Here is an 18,404-nt window from a genome sequence, read left to right on the forward strand (position 1 = left end):
CTCAGTTGGTTAACCCAACTGAGTTTTGAAGTCTTATTTAGTCTTTCCAAAGGTCTTTGACTTTTGCTTGTACTTCTGCATTTTCTAGGAATTCATCATAGGTTTCATCAATACGATCGATGACGCCATTCTTAGACAAAACAATGATATGGTTTGCCAAAGTTTGGATAAACTCGTGGTCATGACTGGCAAAGATGATTGATTCTTTAAAGTTTTTCAATCCATCGTTCAAGCTTGAAATAGATTCCAAATCCAAGTGATTTGTTGGATCATCAAGTACAAGGACATTTGATTTCAAGAGCATGAGTTTTGAGAGCATGACACGTACTTTTTCTCCACCTGACAAGACGTTTACAGGTTTGTTAACCTCATCACCAGAGAAGAGCATACGACCAAGGAAACCACGTAAGAAGGTATTATCATCCTCTTCTTTACTTGCAAATTGACGCAACCAATCAAGGATTGACTCTCCCCCTGCAAAATCAGCCGAGTTGTCTTTTGGCAAGTAAGAACGGCTAGTAGTAACTCCCCACTTGACGGTTCCTTCATAGTCAATGTCACCCATGATTGCACGAATTAATGCAGTCGTTTGGATATCATTTTGTCCAATAAGAGCCGTCTTATCACCTGGACGCAAGATGAAACTAATATTATCCAAGATAGTTTCACCATCAATCTTTACAGTTAGGTTTTCTACTGTCAAGAGATCATTACCAATCTCACGTTCTGCTTTAAAGTTGATAAATGGATATTTACGACTGGATGGCACAATCTCTTCTAATTCAATCTTGTCAAGCATTTTTTTACGAGACGTTGCTTGTCTTGATTTAGAAGCATTAGCAGAGAAGCGAGCAACGAATTCTTGCAATTGCTTAATTTTTTCTTCTGCCTTAGCATTACGGTCTGCTAGCAATTTAGCAGCAAGCTCAGAAGATTCCTTCCAGAAGTCGTAGTTTCCGACATAGAGTTTGATTTTTCCAAAGTCAAGGTCGGCCATGTGAGTACATACTTTGTTTAAGAAGTGACGGTCATGGGAAACAACGATAACGGTGTTATCAAAGTCAATCAAGAAGTCTTCTAGCCAAGTAATTGATTGGATGTCCAAACCGTTGGTCGGCTCGTCCAAGAGAAGAACATCTGGTTTGCCAAAAAGTGCTTTGGCAAGGAGAACCTTCACTTTTTCACCATTGGCCAATTCGCTCATGTTTTGGTAGTGCAATTCTTCTGGAATATTTAGGTTTTGAAGTAGTTGAGATGCTTCGCTCTCTGCCTCCCAACCTCCAAGTTCGGCAAATTCACCTTCGAGTTCAGCTGCACGAACACCATCTTCATCGGAAAAATCTTCCTTCATGTAAATGGCATCTTTTTCTTTCATGATGTTGTAAAGTTTTTCATTTCCCATAATGACAACATCAATAACTCGCTCATCTTCATAGTCAAAATGATTTTGACGGAGAACAGAGAGACGTTCATCTGGACCAAGAGAGATATGACCAGTTGTCGGCTCGATATCACCAGCTAAGATTTTTAAGAATGTTGACTTCCCTGCACCATTAGCACCAATTAATCCGTATGTATTTCCTTCTGTAAATTTGATGTTGACATCATCAAAAAGTTTGCGATCACTAAAACGTAGTGAAACATCAGATACTGTAAGCAATGTTTTTCTCCTATAATATGTAATACATTTATTCTACTAGAAAAGAGAGAAATATTCAAATTTTTGTTTGTCAATTTTGTATCAATTAAGTTTACAGGTTTATTTACAAAGAGTTAGTTGTTTGATTTAAATAATTTTCTGTTATTTTAACAAAAAAATGCTATAATTGAAGAGACCATTTCGAAGGAGAAAAAAATGACGAAACCCATTATTTTAACAGGAGATCGCCCAACAGGAAAACTGCATATTGGACATTATGTTGGGAGTCTTAAAAATAGAGTATTGCTGCAGGAAGAAGACAAGTATGACATGTTTGTTTTTTTGGCGGACCAACAAGCCTTGACAGATCACGCCAAAGACCCTCAAACGATTGTAGAATCGATTGGGAATGTTGCCTTGGATTACCTAGCAGTTGGATTGGACCCTAGTAAATCGACTATCTTTATTCAAAGTCAAATTCCAGAGTTGGCTGAGCTGTCTATGTACTATATGAATTTGGTTTCACTAGCTCGTTTGGAGCGCAATCCGACAGTAAAAACAGAGATTGCTCAGAAAGGATTTGGAGAAAGTATTCCGACAGGATTTTTGGTTTATCCAATTGCGCAAGCAGCTGATATCACAGCCTTTAAGGCTAATTATGTTCCTGTAGGAACAGACCAAAAACCAATGATTGAGCAAACTCGTGAAATTGTTCGTTCCTTTAATAACGCATATAACTGTGATGTTTTGGTGGAACCAGAAGGTATTTATCCAGAAAATGAGAGAGCAGGACGTTTGCCTGGTCTAGATGGAAATGCTAAAATGTCTAAATCCCTTAATAATGGTATTTATCTAGCTGATGATGCAGATACCTTGCGTAAAAAAGTCATGAGCATGTATACTGATCCGGACCATATTCGAGTGGAGGATCCAGGTAAGATTGAAGGAAATATGGTTTTTCATTATCTAGATGTTTTTGGTCGTCCAGAAGATGCTCAAGACATTGCAGATATGAAAGAACATTATCAACGTGGTGGTCTTGGTGATGTAAAGACGAAACGTTATCTACTTGAAATACTCGAACGCGAACTTGGTCCTATTCGTGAGCGCCGTATCGAATTTGCTAAGGATATGGGTGAAGTGTACAATATGCTTCAGAAAGGGAGTGAAAAAGCTCGTGAGGTTGCGGGGCAAACTCTATCTGAAGTTAAGGGAGCAATGGGACTAAATTATTTTAAATAATAGATAAAATATGAATCGTAAAACTATCTCTTCCATAGAATCACAGGGATAGTTTTTTTATGTTTTCTGTTATAAATATAATTGACAAATTTTCATAGAATGGTATGATAGATACAATACAAAAAGAGTCAAGCTCAAAAAGAAAGAAAAGAGGAAACTTCAATGTCTAATTGGGATACTAAATTTTTAAAAAAAGGTTTTACCTTTGATGATGTATTGCTCATTCCAGCAGAAAGTCATGTGTTGCCTAATGATGCAGATTTAACAACAAAATTGGCAGATAATCTGACTTTAAATATCCCAATTATAACAGCCGCCATGGATACAGTAACAGAAAGTCAAATGGCTATTGCTATTGCTCGTGCGGGTGGTCTTGGAGTAATCCATAAAAATATGTCTATTGCGCAACAGGCGGATGAAGTTCGCAAGGTAAAACGTTCTGAAAATGGTGTTATTATTGATCCATTCTTCTTGACTCCAGAACATACCATTGCTGAGGCAGACGAACTGATGGGACGTTACCGTATCAGTGGTGTTCCAGTTGTAGAAACACTTGAAAATCGTAAATTGGTTGGTATTTTAACAAATCGAGATCTTCGCTTTATTTCAGATTACAATCAACCAATCTCAAACCATATGACCAGTGAAAATCTTGTCACTGCCCCTGTTGGTACAGATCTTGCAACAGCTGAACATATTCTTCAAGAACACCGTATTGAAAAACTTCCCTTGGTAGATGAATTTGGCCGTCTTTCTGGATTGATTACTATTAAGGATATTGAAAAAGTTATTGAGTTTCCAAATGCTGCCAAAGATGAATTTGGCCGTCTTCTAGTTGCTGGTGCGGTGGGTGTCACTTCAGATACATTTGAACGTGCAGAGGCTCTCTTTGAAGCAGGAGCCGACGCAATTGTTATTGATACTGCACATGGTCACTCTGCTGGGGTTCTACGTAAAATTGCTGAAATTCGTGCTCACTTCCCAGACCGTACTTTGATTGCTGGTAATATTGCAACAGCAGAAGGTGCGCGTGCTCTTTATGAAGCAGGTGTAGATGTTGTCAAAGTTGGAATTGGACCAGGTTCTATCTGCACTACTCGTGTGATTGCAGGTGTGGGTGTCCCACAAGTGACAGCAATTTATGATGCTGCAGCAATTGCGCGCGAATATGGAAAAACGATTATTGCCGATGGTGGAATCAAGTATTCTGGAGATATTGTAAAAGCCCTTGCTGCAGGTGGAAATGCAGTTATGCTTGGTTCAATGTTTGCTGGAACAGACGAAGCACCAGGCGAAACTGAAATTTTCCAGGGGCGTAAGTTCAAGACTTACCGTGGTATGGGATCAATCGCTGCAATGAAGAAAGGTTCAAGTGACCGTTACTTCCAAGGTTCTGTCAATGAAGCAAACAAACTTGTTCCAGAAGGAATTGAAGGCCGTGTTGCCTATAAAGGTGCTGCAGCCGATATCGTCTTCCAAATGATTGGTGGTATTCGCTCTGGTATGGGTTACTGTGGTGCAGCTAACCTTAAAGAACTACACGATAATGCCCAATTTATTGAAATGTCTGGGGCTGGTCTAAAAGAAAGCCATCCTCATGATGTACAAATCACTAATGAGGCGCCAAACTACTCCATGTAAGTAGTAAAAAGAACTCCTGAATTTCAGGAGTTCTTTTTGTTTACAAAGTTGTCAATTTTGATTTACAGAAATTTTACCGCTTTGGATATTGAAGATACTAAGATTTTCTGGCAAATTTTGCAAGTGGTCTAAACTTGTTGTTGTGATGAAGGTTTGGATAGATTGTGAAATAGTTTCTAGTAATTTTAGTTGTCGTGTGTTGTCAAGTTCACTCATAACATCGTCAAGCAAGAGTATTGGAGACTCGTTAGTAATGCTTTCCATTAGTTCAATTTCTGCTAGTTTGATAGAAAGTACAAGACTACGATGTTGCCCTTGACTTCCAAAACTAGCATCCATACCATTGATATAGAAAGCAATGTCATCTCGATGAGGGCCAACACCAGTATTCTTTTTAAATAAATCTCTTGATCTACTTTTCTCTATAGCCATTTTAAAAGAATCCTTTAAGACTTCTTCATTAGTGAAGTTGACAGTTGATTGATAAGATATTGACAACTCTTCTGATTGGTTTGAAATTTCTAAGTGTTTTTTTTGACCAAATTTTTCTAAGTCTTTAATGAATTTTATCCGATGTTTTATGACGCGACAACCATACTCTACTAACTGATCATCTAAGACTGATAGAAAAGTTTCGTCAATCTTTTGGCTGGATTTTAGGTAGGTATTTCTTTGTTTGAGTATATGGTTGTAGTTTGACAAGTCTGACAAGTAGATTGGTTTAATTTGTCCCAGTTCTATATCTATAAACTTTCGACGAACGGAGGGCGCTCCTTTTATTAGCTGGAGATCTTCAGGTGCGAAGAGGACCACATTCATATGTCCGATATAGTCTGAGAGGCGAGCTTGTTTTAAGTGATTGACTTTAGTCACACGCCCTTTCGGTGTTAGATCAATTTCTAGAGGGATAGAGCCTGTTTTTTTCTGTAGCAAGCCAGAAAGATGGAGTTGTTCTTCATCAAAATGAATGAGATTTTTATCTGTCCGAGTACGATGACTACGAGTCAAGGCCAAGAAATAGATTGCTTCTAGAATATTGGTCTTTCCTTGTGCATTTTGACCTAAAAAGACGTTTAATTTTGGATTAAAATCAATTTTCGTCTCTTTGTAGTTGCGAAAGGTTTTTATTGTTAAATGTTGGAGCCACATGATTATCTTCCTGGAAAACGTGGAGCTTGTTTGGTTTTAGGTGATAAAGTAGTTTTTTGTTTTTCTTTCTTTACACCCTTATTCATCTCTTTGACAAGTTTAGCAATCCGCTCTTTTTCAATCTTATCTGCTTGGTATTCTTCTTGCTCTTTTAAACTTGGTTGTGTCAAGGTGATGTCAATCTTTAAATCAGGGATGTCAATTATATCTCCTATACGGATCTTTTTTCCACGTCTAGTTTCTAATTCACCATTAAAGTAAACTTGATGTTCCATCAAAAAGGATTTAATAGCACCACCGCTTTGTATAATTCCAAGCTCTTTTAGGAGGGCTTGGAGCGTAATAAATTCTTCAAATAATTTGTATTCCATAATTCACCTCAATCTAAGGTATTATACCATATTTCTTAGAATTAAGTGAGCGAAATCACTGGAAATGAAAACGATTTTTATTTTAAAAGCGGTAAAGAGAATAAGAAATATTTTCCTTTTCGTGATATAATAGAACTCTATATGTAAGGAGGTAAGGTATGGAATTAGTGCCTGGAATTTCAGCACATTTTGTTCAATCCAAAAAGTTTAAAACAAATAAAATCATTGTTCGTTTTACTGCTTCCTTATCTCTTGAGACAGTAGCAGGACGCATGTTAAGTGCGAGTATGTTGGAGACTGCCAATAAAGCTTACCCAACTTCTCAAGCTTTTCGTAGATATTTAGCAAGTTTGTACGGAGCAGATATTTCTACGAGTGCTTATCGTAGAGGACAGGCACATATTCTTGACTTAACATTTACCTATGTGCGGGATGAGTTTTTGAGTAAAAAAAATTTCTTGACTTCTCAAATTTTGGAATTGGTGAAACAGACTTTATTTGCTCCCTTAGTTCAAGATGGTGCTTTTGAGCCAACCTTGTTTGAAATTGAAAAAAAACAATTATTGGCTAGCTTAGCTACTGATATGGATGATTCATTTTATTTTGCTCATAAGGAGTTGGATAGCTTGTTCTTCCATGATGAACGTCTTAAATTGAGATACAGTGATTTACGAAATCGTATTTCAAATGAGTCCCCAGAAAATAGCTACACTTGTTTTCAAGATGCTCTGAAAAATGATCGAATTGATTTCTTTTTCTTGGGTGATTTTAATGAAGTAGAAGTGAAGGAGTGGTTGAGGTCATTCTCCTTTACTGGGCGTCAAATTGATGTCAAGCCTCAGTACCAACAACCATATTCAAATGTCCTTCGGGAAGGAATGGTTCGTAAGAATGTGAGCCAATCCGTTTTAGAATTGGCTTACCATTGTTCTACGAGCTATGGAGACAAGCATCATTTGGCCATGGTAGTAATGAATGGTCTATTAGGTGGTTTTGCTCATTCTAAGCTTTTTACAAATGTTCGTGAAAATGCTGGTCTAGCCTACACTATCTCCAGTCAATTGGATTTGTCTAGTGGCCAATTGAGGATGTATGCTGGCATTGATCGGGGAAATCGCAATCAAGCCAGAAAATTGATGAATCATCAATTACTTGAACTAAAAAAAGGTAATTTTACAGATTTGGAGATTGAACAGACCAAGGAGATGATTCGTAGAACCTTGTTGCTTGCGCAAGATAGTCAGACCTCACTAATCGAGCGAGTTTATTTGAATAGTCTGTTAGAGAAATCTACATCAGATTTTGACAGTTGGGTTGAAAAATTAAACCAAGTTGACAAAGAAGCTATCTGCAAAGCAGCAAATAGTGTTCGGTTACAAGCGATATACTTTATGGAAGGAATAGAATGACATTAGTTACCTTTGAAGAAAAATACTATCCTGCTGTAAAGGAGACAGTTTATCAGACTCGTCTATCAAATGGATTGACAGTTTCTCTCCTTCCTAAGAAACAATTTAATGAAGTTTACGGAGTTGTAACAGTTCGATTTGGATCAGTAGACACAAATTTTACACTATCTAAAAAAGGTTTACAGTGTTATCCAGCTGGAATTGCACATTTTCTTGAACACAAACTGTTTGAGAGAGAAAATGCTGAAGATATTATGGAGTCTTTTACACGCTTGGGAGCTGATAGCAATGCTTTTACAAGTTTTACAAAGACGAGTTATTTGTTTTCAACAATAGATCATTTATCAGAAAATTTGGATTTGCTTGAAGAATTGGTAACAGTTGCTCATTTTACAGAAGAGTCAGTTGAGAGAGAGAGGGAAATTATCCAACAGGAACGTGAGATGTACCAAGACGATCCAGATTCGCGTCTGTTTTTTGCAACTTTAGCAAATCTTTATCCCAATACTCCTCTGGCAGCAGATATTGTTGGAAGTGAAAAATCAATTAACAATATTCAGCTAAATGACTTAAAAAATAACTTTACAGCCTTTTACAAACCTGTCAATATGTCTTTGTTTTTAGTTGGGAATTTTGATGTAGATACGGTTGAGAAGTATTTTTCGCAAAAAAAACTTAGAAATTTGGAAGACATGGTAGTACGGAAGGAGAAGCTTGCTTTACAGCCTGTCAAAGAAACAGATAGCCTTCGGATGGAAGTTTCTTCACCAAAACTTGCTGTTGCTATTAGAGGATCTGGTCAAATAACGGAAGAGGAATCTTATCGTTACAACATTTTATTGAAATTGCTATTTACGATGATGTTTGGCTGGACTTCAGATCGTTTTCAAAGATTATACGAGACAGGGAAGTTAGATGCGTCACTGTCACTAGAGGTTGAGGTAAATAGTCGCTTTCATTTTGTGATGTTGACGATGGAAACGAAAGAACCTGTTTCGTTGTCGCATCAATTTCGAAAGGCTATTCTCAACTTCACGAAAGATTCAGATCTTACAGAGGAACATCTTGATCTTGTTAAGAGTGAGATGTTTGGGGAATTTTTTACTAGCATGAACTCCCTGGAGTTTATTGCGACACAATACGATCCTATATATGGTGGAGAAACCATTTTTGATTTGCCAAAAATTTTACAAGAAATTACTTTGGAGGATGTTTTAGAAGCTGGTCATCGTTTGATAGATGATGGTGATCTAGTTGATTTTACAATCTTTCCTGCCTAAATAAGGCAAGAATACTAGAAAGAAGGAATGGTAAGTATGAGAAAAAAAACAATTGGTGAGGTTCTGCGTTTAGCTAGAATTAACCAAGGATTGAGTTTAGAAGAATTGCAGGAAAAAACGGAAATTCAGTTGAATTTTCTAGAAGCTATGGAGGCGGATGACTTCGATCAACTTCCTAGCACCTTTTATGCTCGTTCTTTTTTAAGAAAATATGCTTGGGCAGTAGAGTTAGATGAAAGAATTGTATTGGATGCCTATGATTCAGGTAGTATGATCACCTATGAAGAGGTCGATGTTGATGAAGAAGACTTGTCTGGTCGTAGACGGTCAAATAAGAAAAAAACATCTTATCTCCCTTTATTTTATTTTGTTCTATTTGCTTTATCAATTTTAATTTTTGTTACTTACTATGTTTGGAACTACATCCAAACTCAGCCAAGTCCTTCGTCAGCCAATTATAGCGTTGTGAACTCAACTAGTTCAACAACCTCAACTAGTTCATCTTCTAGTAGTCAGACATCAAGCTCATCTTCTACTGCGGAATCAACTATTACAGTGTCAGGTGAAGGAAACCGCATTGAAGCTCGGTATAAAACGAGTAAGGAAACCGCTACTGTTCAACTGGCAGTATCAGATGCAACTAGTTGGGTAAGTGTTTCAGGAAGTGAGCTGGAAGGTGGTGTAACACTATCCGCAGACAATAAAAATGCAAAAACAACAGTTTCGACCAAAGGACCTGTGACGATCACTTTGGGTGTAGTGAAGGGAGTTTCTTTAACTGTGGACAACCAAACAATCGATACCTCGAAGCTGACAACTCAGACTGGAACTGTGACACTTACATTCACTACAAATTAAGGAAGAACCAATGAAAAAAGAACAAATCCCTAATGTATTAACAATTGGTAGAATTCTCTTTATACCTCTCTTTATTCTTGTTTTGACTTTGGGTCATTCACAAGGCAGTCACCTGCTGGCAGCGATTATCTTTGCAGTTGCTAGTATAACAGATTATCTCGATGGGTATCTTGCTCGAAAATGGAATGTGGTTAGCAACTTTGGAAAGTTTGCAGATCCAATGGCTGATAAGTTGCTCGTTATGTCAGCTTTCATCATGTTGATTGAGTTAGGTATGGCTCCAGCTTGGGTTGTTGCTATTATCATCTGTCGTGAACTCGCTGTGACAGGCCTACGTCTGTTGCTCGTTGAGACGGGTGGAACGGTTCTGGCGGCAGCAATGCCAGGGAAAATCAAGACCTTCAGTCAAATGTTTGCCATTATCTTTTTGCTCTTACACTGGAATTTAATTGGGCAACTGTTGCTTTATACAGCTTTGTTTTTCACTATCTACTCTGGTTATGATTATTTCAAGGGTAGTGCTCATGTATTCAAAGGGACATTTGGTTCGAAATGAAATCGATTATTGAAGTAAAAAATCTGTCTTTTCGTTATAAGGAAGACCAAGATCATTATGATGTTAATAATGTCTCGTTTCACGTGAAACGTGGGGAGTGGCTCTCAATTGTAGGTCATAATGGGAGTGGAAAGTCAACAACTATTCGTTTGATTGATGGTTTGCTTGAAGCAGAGTCTGGAGAAATCTGGATAGATGACCAACTGCTGTCTTCTGAGAATGTTTGGGACTTGCGTCGTCAAATTGGTATGGTTTTTCAAAATCCAGATAACCAATTTGTAGGGGCAACTGTTGAAGATGATGTCGCCTTTGGCTTAGAAAACCAGGGACTTCCTCGTGAAGAAATGAAGAAGAGAGTGGCTGAATCCTTGGAGTTAGTGGGTATGCTGGACTTTAAGAAGAGAGAACCAGCTCGCTTATCTGGTGGACAAAAACAACGGGTGGCTATCGCAGGAGTTGTTGCTCTGAGACCAGCTATTTTAATTCTGGACGAGGCTACAAGTATGTTGGATCCCGAGGGGCGTAGAGAACTGATTCAGACAGTTCAAGAGATTCGAAAAGACTACCAGATGACAGTCGTCTCCATTACGCATGACTTGGAAGAAGTTGCGATGAGTGACCGTGTTTTGGTCATGAAAAAAGGCCAAGTGGAGTCAACCAGCAGCCCAAGAGAACTTTTTTCTCGGGATGACCTTGACCAGATAGGCTTAGATAATCCCTTTACTAACCAACTGAGAGAATCTTTGAAAAAAAGTGGCTATCAGGTGCCTGACAATTATTTGACAGAAGGAGAGCTGGAGGACAAGTTATGGGAATTACTCTAGAAAATGTGAGCTTTACCTATCAAGAGGGGACTCCCTTATCTTCATCAGCCTTGACTGATGTTTCCTTGACGATTGAGGACGGCTCCTATACAGCTTTGATAGGACATACAGGTAGTGGAAAATCGACGATTTTACAGCTTTTAAATGGCCTACTGGTACCAAGTAAGGGTTCTGTTCGAGTTTTTGATACTGTCATTACTCCTACATCAACCAATAAAGAAATTCGCCAGATTCGAAAGCAAGTCGGTCTAGTGTTTCAATTTGCTGAAAATCAGATTTTCGAAGAGACTGTTTTGAAAGATGTTGCGTTTGGACCGCAAAATTTTGGAGTTTCTGAGGAAGAAGCTAAGAAAATTGCGCGTGAAAAGTTAGCCTTGGTGGGCATTGATGAGTCCCTCTTTGAGAGGAGTCCATTTGAACTTTCGGGTGGTCAGATGAGACGTGTGGCTATAGCAGGTATGCTAGCTATGGAGCCAACGGTCTTAGTTTTAGATGAGCCAACAGCAGGGCTAGATCCTTTGGGTAGAAAAGAATTGATGACCCTGTTTAAAAAACTTCACCTTGCTGGAATGACAATCGTTCTGGTAACGCATTTGATGGATGACGTAGCTGAGTATGCTGATCAGGTTTACGTTATGGAAAAGGGGTGTTTGATCAAAAGCGGTAAACCGAGCGAAGTTTTCCAAGATGTAACCTTTATGGAAAATGTGCAGTTAGGTGTGCCTAAAATCACAGCCTTTTGTAAACGTTTGGCAGATAGAGGTGTAGCTTTTAAAAAACTGCCAATCAAGATAGAGGAGTTTAAGGAGTCGCTAAATGGATAGTATGATTTTAGGGCGTTATATACCAGGAGATTCCATCATTCATCGCTTGGATCCCCGTAGTAAATTGCTCGCTATGATCCTGTTGATTTTGATTGTATTTTGGGCTAATAATCCCTTCGCCAATCTCATTCTTTTTGTAGCGACAGGCGTATTTATCGCTTTGTCGGGTGTTTCCCTCTCATTTTTTGTTCAGGGATTAAAATCCATGTTTTTCTTGATTGCTTTTACGACTCTATTTCAACTCTTTTTCATTTCAAGTGGAAATGTCTTATTTGAGTTTTCTTTTATAAGAATAACGGATTATGCTTTGCAACAAGCTGGGATTATTTTCTGTCGTTTTGTGTTGATTATTTTCTTTTCAACTTTGCTAACGTTAACGACCATGCCTTTGAGTTTGGCAGCTGCAGTTGAATCTCTTTTAGCGCCTCTAAAACGCGTGAAAGTTCCCGTGCATGAAATTGGTCTCATGTTATCAATGAGTTTGCGTTTTGTTCCAACCTTGATGGATGATACGACACGGATTATGAATGCTCAAAAAGCCCGTGGAGTTGATTTTGGCGAAGGCAGTATCGTTCAAAAAGTAAAGGCTATGATTCCGATTTTAATTCCTCTTTTTGCTACTAGCTTAAAGCGTGCAGATTCATTGGCAATAGCCATGGAAGCGCGTGGTTATCAGGGAGGAAAGGGCAGAAGTCAGTATAGACAGTTGAGATGGAGTCAAAAGGATACACTGGCGATTCTTGTGATTCTGGTGCTGGGATGTCTCTTATTTTTCTTAAAATCTTAGTGGATTTATAAGATTGATAAAAAATCACAGTAGTAGATCTTTAGTAAAAAGGTAGGAATATGAACCGTTTTAAAAAATCAAAATATCTAATCATCGTTTTTGTCACAGTTCTGGCAGTTTCTGTACTATTAGTTACAACTTATTCAAGTGCTATTGTGACAAAACTAGGAGATGGAATTTCCTTAGTAGATAGAATTGTTCAAAAACCTTTTCAGTGGTTTGATGCTTTCAAATCAGATTTGGAACATTTGACACAGACTTACAATGAAAACGAAAGTCTGAAAAAACAACTCTATCAATTAGAGGTGGAGTCTAATCAATCAGAACGTTTAAAATCAGAGAATGAACAACTACGTCAGCTGCTGGATATGAAGTCAAAATTACAGGCTACAAAAACCTTAGCAGCAGATGTGATTATGCGTGCTCCAGTATCTTGGAAGCAAGAGTTAACAATTGATGCAGGAAGTTCAAAAGGAGTTTCTGAAAACATGTTGGTCATTGCAAACGGTGGCTTGATTGGTAGTGTTTCAAAAGTAGAGGAGCATTCAACAACAGTCAACTTGCTGACAAACACTGAAAATTCCGACAAAATTTCCGTTAAAATCCTACATGGTTCTACTGAAATTTACGGGATTATCGTTGGTTATGATAAGGAGTCAGAACTGCTTAAAATTAGCCAATTAAATAGTAACAGTGACATTAGCGCAGGAGACAAGGTGACTACAGGGGGGCTTGGAAACTTTAATGTTAAGGATATTCCTGTTGGCGAGGTTGTTGGTACAACGCACAGCAGTGATTATCTAACACGAGAGGTAACTGTAAAGTTAAGTGCTGACACCAAAAATCTTCATGTGGTAGAGTTAGTGGGGAATTAGTAATGAGACTGTTAAAACAAGTTGGAATTTTCTTTTTACTCCCTTTTGTTGTTCTAATTGATGCTCATATTGGACAACTGGTGGAATCCTTTTTCCCCCACTTTCATTTAGCCAGTCATTTTCTATTTTTGTTTCTCTTATTTGAGACAATCGAGGTATCGGAGTATCTCTATCTAGCATATTGTTGTATAGTTGGTTTGGTTTACGATATTTATTTTTTCCACTTGATTGGAATTGCCACGCTTTTGTTTATCGTGATTGGTGCTTCGCTCCACAAGTTTAACAGCGTGATTTTGACAAATCGTTGGACAAGGATGTTGACCATTATTGTGATCAGTTTTCTGTTTGATATGGGGAGCTATCTTTTGGCTCTTGCTGTGGGATTGACTGTAGATTCCATGCCGGTATTCATCGTCTATAGCCTTGTCCCATCAATGATTCTGAACTTTTTATGGATTGTCATTTTTCAATTTATTTTTGAAAAGATTTATCTATAAGAAAGAAATATAAATGTAACAAAGGCGTAATATTTATTATGTCTTTTTTTGGTATACTAGTAATGTCTCAAATAGAAGGAGTATCGACAGAATATGAAGAAAAAAATCTTAGCGTCACTTTTGTTAAGTACAGTATTGGTTTCACAAACGGCAGTATTGACAACTGTTCGTGCAGAAACAACTGATGAAAAAATTGCTGCTCAAGATAATAAGATTAGTGATTTGACAGCGCAACAGCAAGAAGCTCAAAAGCAAGTGGATCAAATCCAAGGTCAAGTTTCAACAATTCAAGCAGAGCAAGCAAGCTTGCAAGCCGAAAACGAAAAATTACAAGCTGAATCTAAAAAACTTGAGGGAGAAATTACAGAGCTTTCTAAAAATATCGTGGCTCGTAATGCTTCTTTAGAAAAACAAGCACGTAGCGCACAGACAAATGGAGCTGCGACTAGCTACATTAATACAATTGTAAACTCAAAATCAATCACGGAAGCCATTTCGCGTGTTGCTGCAATGAGCGAGATTGTATCGGCTAACAACAAAATGTTGGAGCAACAAAAGGCTGATAAAAAAGCAATTTCTGATAAACAAGTAGCCAATAATGAAGCAATCAATACAGTTATTGCTAACCAACAAAAACTGGCTGATGATGCGCAGGCATTGACAACTAAGCAAGCTGAGCTGAAGGTTGCAGAGTTGAATCTTGCTGCTGAGAAAGCTACTGCAGAAGGTGAAAAAGCTAGTTTGCTAGAACAAAAAGCAACTGCAGAAGCAGAAGCGAAAGCAGCAGCTGAAGCAGAAGCAGCTTACAAAGCTCGTCAAACAAGCCAACAACAGTCAGTTGTTGCTTCTGGAAACACAAGTTTCTCAGCTCAAGTGCAAGCGACATCAACATCTGATGATGAGGATTCAAGCTACACTCCAGCACCTGCTCCAACTGTAACTAGAACTCGTCCAACATATAGCTCAAATGCATCAAGTTACCCAACTGGTGAATGTACTTGGGGAGCTAAAACATTGGCACCTTGGGCTGGAGATTACTGGGGCAACGGAGCTCAGTGGGCAACAAGTGCAGCTGCAGCAGGATTCCGTACAGGTTCAACTCCACAAGTTGGTGCGATTGCATGTTGGAATGATGGTGGTTATGGACACGTAGCGGTTGTTACAGCAGTTTCATCATCAACTCGTATTCAAGTATCAGAATCAAACTACGGTGGAGATCGTACAATCGGAAACAAACGTGGATGGTTCAACCCAACTACAACTTCTGAAGGTTACGTAACATACATCTATCCAAACTAATGAACGAAAAGGAGAGGTTCGATTTTGAACCTCTTTTATTGTTTTTAAACTGTGACTTCTACTAAAAATCGACTAAATCACTTGAAAATGTTGATAAAATATGGTAGAATGAAACTTGTCGTGTAAACGATAATACTCATTCTTGATGAATTGTGAAGCTGTTGCCTTTGGGTCGTTTTGCAAGTTGAAATCGAGAAGAGGAAAAAACAAAAAGGAGAAATACTCATGGCAGTAATTTCAATGAAACAACTTCTTGAGGCTGGTGTACACTTTGGTCACCAAACTCGTCGCTGGAACCCTAAGATGGCTAAGTACATCTTCACTGAGCGTAACGGAATCCACGTTATCGACTTGCAACAAACTGTAAAATACGCTGACCAAGCATACGACTTTATGCGTGATGCAGCAGCTAACGATGCAGTTGTATTGTTTGTTGGTACTAAGAAACAAGCTGCTGACGCTGTTGCTGAAGAGGCTGTACGTTCAGGTCAATACTTTATCAACCACCGTTGGTTGGGTGGAACTCTTACTAACTGGGGAACTATCCAAAAACGTATCGCTCGTTTGAAAGAAATCAAACGCATGGAAGAAGAAGGAATCTTCGACGTTCTTCCTAAGAAAGAAGTTGCACTTCTTAACAAACAACGTGCACGTCTTGAAAAATTCTTGGGTGGTATCGAAGACATGCCTCGTATCCCAGATGTAATGTATGTAGTTGATCCACATAAAGAGCAAATCGCTGTTAAAGAAGCTAAAAAATTGGGTATCCCAGTTGTAGCGATGGTTGACACAAACACTGATCCAGACGATATCGATGTAATCATCCCAGCTAACGATGACGCTATCCGCGCGGTTAAATTGATCACAGCTAAATTGGCTGATGCTATCATCGAAGGACGTCAAGGTGAAGATGCAGCAGCAGTTGAAGCAGAATTTGTAGCTTCAGAAGCTCAAGCAGACTCAATCGAAGAAATCGTTGAAGTAGTAGAAGGCGACAACGCTTAATTCATATAAATAGTAATTACCTAGGAGGGCGGGGCGTAGCCCAGCTCTCCTATTTTTAAAAAATATAGGAGAATCAAAATGGCAGAAATTACAGCTAAACTTGTAAAAGAGTTGCGTGAAAAATCTGGTGCCGGTGTTATGGACGCTAAGAAAGCATTGGTTGAAGTTGAAGGTGATATCGAAAAAGCGATCGAATTACTTCGCGAAAAAGGTATGGCTAAGGCAGCTAAGAAAGCTGACCGTGTTGCTGCAGAAGGTTTGACTGGTGTATTTGTTAACGGGAACGTTGCAGCAGTAGTTGAAGTAAATGCTGAAACTGACTTCGTTGCGAAAAATGCTCAATTTGTTGACTTGGTAAATGCTACTGCGAAAGTAATCGCTGAAGGAAAGCCAGCTAACAACGAAGAAGCTCTCGCTTTGACAATGCCTTCAGGTGAAACTCTTGAAGCTGCATATGTATCTGCAACAGCTACAATCGGTGAAAAAATTTCGTTCCGTCGCTTTGCTTTGCTTGAAAAAACAGATGCACAACACTTTGGAGCATACCAACACAATGGTGGCCGTATCGGTGTTATCTCTGTTATTGAAGGTGGAGACGAAGCGCTTGCTAAACAAATCTCAATGCACATCGCTGCGATGAAACCAACAGTTCTTTCTTACAAAGAATTGGATGAACAATTTGTTAAAGATGAGTTGGCACAATTGAACCACGTAATCGACCAAGACAACGAAAGCCGTGCAATGGTTGGTAAGCCAGCTCTTCCACACTTGAAGTATGGATCAAAAGCTCAATTGACTGACGAAGTAATTGCTCAAGCTGAAGCTGACATCAAAGCTGAATTGGCTGCAGAAGGCAAACCAGAAAAAATCTGGGACAAAATCATCCCAGGTAAAATGGACCGCTTCATGCTTGACAACACTAAAGTTGACCAAGCATACACACTTCTTGCACAAGTCTACATCATGGACGACAGCAAGACGGTTGAAGCATACCTTGATTCAGTTAACGCTTCAGTAGTTGAGTTCGCTCGCTTTGAAGTTGGTGAAGGTATTGAGAAAGCTGCGAACGACTTCGAAGCTGAAGTTGCAGCTACAATGGCAGCAGCCTTGAATAACTAATTGAAAAGGAAGCAATTTGCTTCCTTTTTCTTATGCTGAAGAGAGTTCCCTATAGGTAAATAAAAAGCCCTTTAATAAGGGCTAAGTGCATTTAGGAGACTACACTTCAAATTCATAGAGTGCTGTAGACAAATAACGTTCGCCGTTATCTGGTGCTAGAGCAAGGACTTTCTTACCTGTACCTAATTTTTTGGCAACTTCGATTGCTCCATAAATGGCTGCGGCAGAAGAAATCCCAACAAGGAAGCCTTCTTTTCCACCAATTTCACGGCCAAGTGCTAGAGCATCATCTGACGTTACGCGAACGATACTGTCATAGGCCTTTGTGTCAAGTGTATCAGGAATAAATCCAGCTGAGATACCTTGAATTTTGTGAGGTCCTGGTTTTTCCCCAGATAAGATAGCTGATTCGTCTGCCTCAACTGCATAAACTTGAATGTTTGGATTTGCTGCTTTGAGTGCATGAGAAACACCTGAGATTGTTCCACCAGTACCGACCCCACCCACAAAAGCATCTAGTCCATCAGGACCGAAAGCAGCTAGTATTTCAGCTCCTGTTGTTCTTTCGTGTACTTCAGGATTAGCTGGATTGTTAAACTGGAGCGGCAGGAATCCGTCACGTTCAGCAGCGATTTCCTGAGCTTTGGCGATTGCTCCTTTCATTCCTTCGCTACCAGGAGTAAGGACGAGTTCAGCACCATAGGCTTGGATAATCTTACGTCGTTCCACACTCATCGTTTCTGGCATGACGATAACAACTTTATATCCTTTAGCAGCACCAACCCAAGAAAGTCCGATTCCAGTATTCCCACTTGTTGCTTCAACAATAGTAGCACCTGGTTTTAGAATACCATCTTGTTCAGCCTTTTCAATCATGCTAAGGGCAATACGGTCTTTTACTGACGATCCAGGGTTAAAAGCTTCAAGTTTTACATAAACATCTGCGGCACCTTCTGGAACGATATTGTTGAGTTTAACAATTGGTGTTTGTCCGATTAGTTCAGTGATATTGTTATAAATAGTCATAGA

Annotated in this window: 18 protein-coding genes; 14 read left to right on the forward strand and 4 right to left on the reverse strand. The window is 38.9% G+C overall.

Translation table 11 applies throughout. The features are described from left to right. Positions 1–37: 37 nt before the first annotated feature. Positions 38–1,660: an ATP-binding cassette domain-containing protein gene (locus tag HMPREF9184_RS07245; protein ID WP_000958792.1), complete on the reverse strand. Its 1,623-nt coding sequence runs from the start codon at positions 1,658–1,660 to the stop codon at positions 38–40. Positions 1,661–1,855: 195 nt separating this feature from the next. Between HMPREF9184_RS07245 and trpS the strand changes: the two genes are divergently transcribed. Further along, a complete protein-coding gene (gene trpS, locus HMPREF9184_RS07250) occupies positions 1,856–2,881 on the forward strand; it encodes a tryptophan--tRNA ligase (RefSeq protein WP_000165453.1) in 1,026 nt (341 codons plus the stop codon). Between the two features lie 162 nt (positions 2,882–3,043). Beyond that, on the forward strand, positions 3,044–4,522 hold the full coding sequence (gene guaB / locus HMPREF9184_RS07255; RefSeq protein WP_000073409.1) for an IMP dehydrogenase: 1,479 nt from the start codon (positions 3,044–3,046) through the stop codon (positions 4,520–4,522). Positions 4,523–4,573: 51 nt separating this feature from the next. On the opposite strand, the gene recF is transcribed toward guaB, so the two are convergent. Both recF and yaaA read right to left on the reverse strand, forming a co-directional pair. Further along, on the reverse strand, positions 4,574–5,671 hold the full coding sequence (gene recF, locus HMPREF9184_RS07260; protein ID WP_000266696.1) for a DNA replication/repair protein RecF: 1,098 nt from the start codon (positions 5,669–5,671) through the stop codon (positions 4,574–4,576). A gap of 2 nt (positions 5,672–5,673) precedes the next feature. After that, on the reverse strand, positions 5,674–6,042 hold the full coding sequence (yaaA, locus tag HMPREF9184_RS07265; RefSeq protein WP_000455885.1) for a S4 domain-containing protein YaaA: 369 nt from the start codon (positions 6,040–6,042) through the stop codon (positions 5,674–5,676). 158 nt (positions 6,043–6,200) lie between these two features. Between yaaA and yfmF the strand changes: the two genes are divergently transcribed. From yfmF to tsf, 12 genes are all read left to right on the forward strand, one after another. Next, positions 6,201–7,451, forward strand: coding sequence for an EF-P 5-aminopentanol modification-associated protein YfmF (gene yfmF, locus HMPREF9184_RS07270; RefSeq protein ID WP_000424563.1), 1,251 nt, complete (start codon positions 6,201–6,203; stop codon positions 7,449–7,451). Further along, a complete protein-coding gene (yfmH, locus tag HMPREF9184_RS07275) occupies positions 7,448–8,731 on the forward strand; it encodes an EF-P 5-aminopentanol modification-associated protein YfmH (protein WP_000177098.1) in 1,284 nt (427 codons plus the stop codon). Before yfmF ends, yfmH begins: the two co-directional genes overlap by 4 nt. Before the next feature lie 36 nt (positions 8,732–8,767). Then, positions 8,768–9,589 (forward strand): cytoskeleton protein RodZ, encoded by an 822-nt coding sequence (gene rodZ / locus HMPREF9184_RS07280; protein WP_001227982.1) that lies wholly within the window; start codon positions 8,768–8,770, stop codon positions 9,587–9,589. 10 nt (positions 9,590–9,599) lie between these two features. Beyond that, positions 9,600–10,145, forward strand: coding sequence for a CDP-diacylglycerol--glycerol-3-phosphate 3-phosphatidyltransferase (gene pgsA / locus HMPREF9184_RS07285; RefSeq protein ID WP_000712153.1), 546 nt, complete (start codon positions 9,600–9,602; stop codon positions 10,143–10,145). Beyond that, positions 10,142–10,969 (forward strand): energy-coupling factor ABC transporter ATP-binding protein, encoded by an 828-nt coding sequence (locus HMPREF9184_RS07290; protein WP_000835740.1) that lies wholly within the window; start codon positions 10,142–10,144, stop codon positions 10,967–10,969. The genes pgsA and HMPREF9184_RS07290 overlap by 4 nt, the downstream gene beginning before the upstream one ends. Next, positions 10,954–11,793, forward strand: a complete 840-nt coding sequence (locus tag HMPREF9184_RS07295) for an energy-coupling factor transporter ATPase (protein ID WP_000513203.1) — start codon at positions 10,954–10,956, stop codon at positions 11,791–11,793. The genes HMPREF9184_RS07290 and HMPREF9184_RS07295 overlap by 16 nt, the downstream gene beginning before the upstream one ends. After that, positions 11,786–12,580 (forward strand): energy-coupling factor transporter transmembrane component T family protein, encoded by a 795-nt coding sequence (locus tag HMPREF9184_RS07300; protein ID WP_000377873.1) that lies wholly within the window; start codon positions 11,786–11,788, stop codon positions 12,578–12,580. Before HMPREF9184_RS07295 ends, HMPREF9184_RS07300 begins: the two co-directional genes overlap by 8 nt. A 59-nt stretch (positions 12,581–12,639) precedes the next feature. After that, on the forward strand, positions 12,640–13,455 hold the full coding sequence (mreC, locus tag HMPREF9184_RS07305) for a rod shape-determining protein MreC (protein WP_001078964.1): 816 nt from the start codon (positions 12,640–12,642) through the stop codon (positions 13,453–13,455). 2 nt (positions 13,456–13,457) lie between these two features. After that, a complete protein-coding gene (mreD, locus tag HMPREF9184_RS07310) occupies positions 13,458–13,952 on the forward strand; it encodes a rod shape-determining protein MreD (RefSeq protein WP_001237924.1) in 495 nt (164 codons plus the stop codon). A 93-nt stretch (positions 13,953–14,045) separates the two neighbouring features. Continuing rightward, the gene (gene pcsB, locus HMPREF9184_RS07315) at positions 14,046–15,251 is read left to right on the forward strand and encodes a peptidoglycan hydrolase PcsB (protein WP_000726995.1); all 1,206 of its coding nucleotides are present in this window, start codon (positions 14,046–14,048) and stop codon (positions 15,249–15,251) included. 225 nt (positions 15,252–15,476) lie between these two features. Further along, the gene (rpsB, locus tag HMPREF9184_RS07320; protein WP_033586011.1) at positions 15,477–16,256 is read left to right on the forward strand and encodes a 30S ribosomal protein S2; all 780 of its coding nucleotides are present in this window, start codon (positions 15,477–15,479) and stop codon (positions 16,254–16,256) included. A gap of 78 nt (positions 16,257–16,334) precedes the next feature. Further along, positions 16,335–17,375: a translation elongation factor Ts gene (gene tsf, locus HMPREF9184_RS07325; protein WP_000808086.1), complete on the forward strand. Its 1,041-nt coding sequence runs from the start codon at positions 16,335–16,337 to the stop codon at positions 17,373–17,375. Positions 17,376–17,474: 99 nt separating this feature from the next. On the opposite strand, the gene cysK is transcribed toward tsf, so the two are convergent. Then, a complete protein-coding gene (cysK, locus tag HMPREF9184_RS07330; protein ID WP_000158477.1) occupies positions 17,475–18,401 on the reverse strand; it encodes a cysteine synthase A in 927 nt (308 codons plus the stop codon). Positions 18,402–18,404 lie beyond the last annotated feature (3 nt).

The sequence above is a fragment of the Streptococcus sp. oral taxon 058 str. F0407 genome (assembly GCF_000235485.1).
Lineage (GTDB): Bacteria > Bacillota > Bacilli > Lactobacillales > Streptococcaceae > Streptococcus.